The sequence below is a fragment of the Nitrospira sp. BLG_2 genome (assembly GCF_049222245.1).
Genome location: NZ_JBLYIG010000452.1, coordinates 1 through 3,843 on the forward strand (window position 1 = coordinate 1; position 3,843 = coordinate 3,843).

The window sequence follows — 3,843 nt, forward strand, 5'->3', positions numbered from 1 at the left end:
TGGGAGAGTCTTGCCGTCTTCGAAGATCGGCTCAATGACCCCTTCATGACGAGCGATTGAGATCTCCGCTGCCGGAGGTGTAGCATCTATATCAACACCATAGTTGGTTTTTGTTGCGAAGATGAGGCTGTTGAACCCCAATCCGCAACCATTTAGTGAGACAAAGAGCCCAGTGAGCCCGAGGGTTATCAAAAAGCGCATGGCAATCACTCCTTCCTCTTTGGGAAAACCGGTTGAAGGTGACCACCTGCCGATTGACAAGTAGGGGTGTCCTTTGTATAGGGAAAGCGCGAGCCCACGCGGACATTGTGAAAACTGCCATTGGGCCATTCCACGCACACAGAGACGCTTTCTTGCAGGATGTCGATGAACTCCATACGCTGCCAGCCCAGTGTCAGATATCCATGGTCATGAACTCTCCCGATTGATCCACCAACGACATCAGTGCCATGAATGACTACCTGAAGTCCTTCGTTGCGCTGTGGAATGGTCATGGCCATGTGGCCGATTCCCCAAATGTGTTCGGTGCCGGTAGCCTCCTCGTAATAATGAAGCGCACATCCTGGTGATACGATCCCCGCGACAACAAGCCAACCAAGAGTCCAACGACCTACAGTTCGAGTGTCTTGATTCACCGCTTGCGTTCCCTGCGCCATGAGCTATGAACGCTCATTGACGCCATCGTCCTGTGGGAATGTGTGAGGGGCCTCAGGTACTGAGAACTGCCCTGCATTCCCAAGCGACCATGAGAAGATGCAATTCTTGTGCGGTAACCTGCTTGGAGCCATAGCCCTTTGCCTCTGGCTTCTCTGTACTCAAGATTAGTCGGAGGTTCTCGAGAAGAACCGCGAGATTTTCTTCAGAAAAGGCGGGTACGGAAAGGATAGCAATGAAGCCTCCACTTTTTGCCACGACCTCCGCCTCCCAGTCACATCACATCGCCATCTTGAGAATTGGTTGGCGCCAGCCCGCAGCAACCTGAGATATGTCCACAGCGGAATGATGCGAAGCTGGGAGTGCGCGAGCCACCGCACCAGGATAGATCTCTGAGTCACCCGTGGTTCCTTCGCTCGTGTGGAAACAATAGGAGAGGCTCCGGTCAAGACGGCATGCGGATGCATCGGTAAATGAAGTCCAGAATCTAGGGGTTTATTGAGACAAAGAGATACACCCCGTATCGGATCCGATACAGTCCTGGGTGATTGTCACCTGACCGGACCGGTTGATACTGCCATGGAGCAGGACTACGAAGCCCTTGGTACCAGGTCTATTTTCGCAATAGCATGCGGGTCTCCTCTCATTGCCCCTAGAAAGTACACGAATTGCAGGCTATCTCATCTGTTTGTGTTGTTCGCCTCCTAAATGAACTCGATGAACTCGCGCACCCGGGTATATCGAGGACCACCTTCAACGCCAAAGGTCAACCATGAGCTGTCCTCTCTGTTTCATCCTGATGTCCTTCGGTACGAGGCCCGGTCCGTCGAGGGCGATAGTGGATCTCGACAGGGTCTACCAGAGCGGACTATGCCAGCGGTTGAGGTGATGCTTACAGTGGTGAACTCAGTGGGTCCTTTCGGCAAGGGTAACGAAACAAAAGGGTCTGATGTGGACGTAATGCATCTTATTGATAACAAGGGGGCCGTGTATAAGAAGTCGTTTCAAGACCCCATGACCGTGCTTCGACAAGCCCGTCCTGAACAGCGTCGAAGGGCTCAGCACGAACGGAGAAACATGATGCTTTCATGAGCATATCCGTTCGGCCTGGGCCCATCGAAAGGTGAACGGAGGGTTGTGAAATGACTGCTAGGGTCTGCCCGCAGGAGGAGGCGATCCATGCCGAAAGAATTTCGTGTCTTTATCGCATCACCTGGTGATGTGGCGACGGAGCGTAATGCTGTCGGTAAGGCTGTCAAAGAGGTCAATGAGACACACGGAGAACCGCTTGGTTACCGATTGAGGCTGGTGCGATGGGAGACGGATGCGATTCCTGGGGCAGGGCGTCCGCAACAGGTCATTAACGACCAACTGGACAAGTATGAGCTGTTCATCGGAGTGATGTGGCGGCGATTTGGGACCCCGACGGGTGTGGCTGGCTCAGGGACGGAAGAGGAAATTCGTCTGGCCTTCAAGAAGTGGATAGCGAATCCCGAGTTGCCGATCATGCTGTATTTTTCGAGACAGCCATTCTACCCGGAGACCACGGAGGATGTGGAACAGATGGGGAAGGTATTGGCCTTTCGCAAGGAACTGTCTGGCAAGGCTTTAGTTTGGGATTACGACGGGCCTGGTGTGTTTGAAGAGACCGTCCGTAAACATTTATGCCTTCGGATGAACCGTCTGATGCAACCGAAGGCCTTTGAGCGTCGGACTGGAGCACAGGTGCGGGCACGGGGTCCAGACGAGACGCGCCCGGACGCCAAGGTTGCCGCGCTGTTGCAACGGGTCTGGGATCGGATGACCCCGGATCTTCAGGCAGCGTTTAGCATTGCGCACAACGAAAATCGGATGGCAGGGGATGGAGGAGTCAAGACGGAGGATTTGTTCGCAGCTCTGCGCCGGGTCGGCGCTTCAGATGTCCGCAAGGTCATTCGGGATATTCCAAGCGATGCCCTTCCGCGACCGACACAAGGTGTCCTGATCGACAAGCCTTACATCGTCGAGGAACAGCCATGGCTATCAAACTGCGTCGCATCGTCCATTAAGCGGTTGGGTCAGCGCTCTGGACAAACCGGGACGATCACGGCGACGGATGTCTTCGTTGATATCGCCAAACACGGCACAGGACAATCCGTCCAGTTGTTGCGGAAGCACGGGATCGGTCCTGTCCAGATAGATAAGATCATCCGCAAGAATAAATTGAAGGTGCTCAGCGCCACGTGAGGCAACCCGGAGAGAGAATGCCTCGTGAAGTCATGTGTCATGGCGGTTCCGGTAACCCATTCCGCGGCATGTGCCATAGAAGTTGGCACAGGGATATATCTTAGCAGAGGAGGTCTCCCATGCCTGTGGTCCGTGAGCAGGATATCCAAAAGCTGTTGGATCAGGTTTCAAGTTTACTGAAGTCGTTAAAGGAAAAGCGCAAACCTGAAGAAGGGGCTCACCCGGCGGACCCATTTGTGATGCCGGAGTTTCTCCGGATTCAGAAGGACCTACAGCTTGACGCCGACCTGAAACTGCCAACGGGAGCGTGGGACAAGCTTTCGCAGCAGGCAGCCGATTCTACCTATCAACAAGTCATGTCGATAGTGGAGCGTCTTACCAAGGCCCTCGTTCCCGATCCTGATGGGCCAGCAGATCGTGCCAGCATCATGTATTACGAACATGCCTCGAATCCGGTGATCTGGCTGATCTTTGTGGGAGCCATTGTGCTTATCGGACTCGATCTTTACCAGATTGCCCTTCGATGGGAACAGGCGACATACCTTCCTCCAGCGAAGACAAGCGGTGCTGCTGGTCCAAGCGCGGGTGCTTCTCCGCGGCCCTCTGGAAAGGCAGGCGAGGGAGCAACCCGTGGTAGTGGGTCTGCTGGGTCACCCCCCACATCCCAATCAGACTCACCCACCACAAGTGCATCACCGCCTCCCAACGGCGGGCAATCTGCACCGGCGATCGGTGGCAGATCGGAATCTGCTGGAAGTATGCCGACAACATGCGAGAAGTTGGATTGTCCGCCGACTCAACGAGACGTGTTGATCATGGTGATCCTCATGGGCACGTTGGGCGGGCTCCTTCGGCTGGTGAGTTCGTTTGCCAAGTACATCGGAAACCGCCAGCTCCTCAGGAGCTGGATCCCATATTACATAGTGATGCCGATAGAGGGAGGGGCTCTGGCGCCCCTGATCT

The 3,843-nt window shown here is 54.7% G+C and carries 2 protein-coding genes and 2 pseudogenes; 2 read left to right on the plus strand and 2 right to left on the minus strand.

What is annotated here, in order from left to right; genetic code table 11:
* A pseudogene (locus ACOSYY_RS12325) lies at nucleotides 1-201 on the minus strand (hypothetical protein); the annotation flags it as partial.
* Between the two features lie 5 nt (nucleotides 202-206).
* Nucleotides 207-656, minus strand: coding sequence for a hypothetical protein (locus tag ACOSYY_RS12330; protein WP_421662729.1), 450 nt, complete (start codon nucleotides 654-656; stop codon nucleotides 207-209).
* A gap of 1,177 nt (nucleotides 657-1,833) precedes the next feature.
* Here ACOSYY_RS12330 and ACOSYY_RS12335 point away from each other — a divergent pair.
* Together ACOSYY_RS12335 and ACOSYY_RS12340 are read left to right on the plus strand one after the other, a co-directional pair.
* Nucleotides 1,834-2,880: a DUF4062 domain-containing protein gene (locus tag ACOSYY_RS12335; RefSeq protein WP_421662730.1), complete on the plus strand. Its 1,047-nt coding sequence runs from the start codon at nucleotides 1,834-1,836 to the stop codon at nucleotides 2,878-2,880.
* A gap of 119 nt (nucleotides 2,881-2,999) precedes the next feature.
* Nucleotides 3,000-3,843 (plus strand): annotated as a pseudogene (locus ACOSYY_RS12340) (hypothetical protein); the annotation flags it as partial.

What these genes read in the sequence shown, in the direction of transcription:
- ACOSYY_RS12335 (WP_421662730.1), top strand. Translation starts at nt 1,834, where the DNA reads ATGCCGAAAGAATTTCGTGTCTTTATCGCATCACCTGGTGATGTGGCG.
- ACOSYY_RS12330 (WP_421662729.1), bottom strand. Translation starts at nt 656, where the DNA reads ATGGCGCAGGGAACGCAAGCGGTGAATCAAGACACTCGAACTGTAGGT.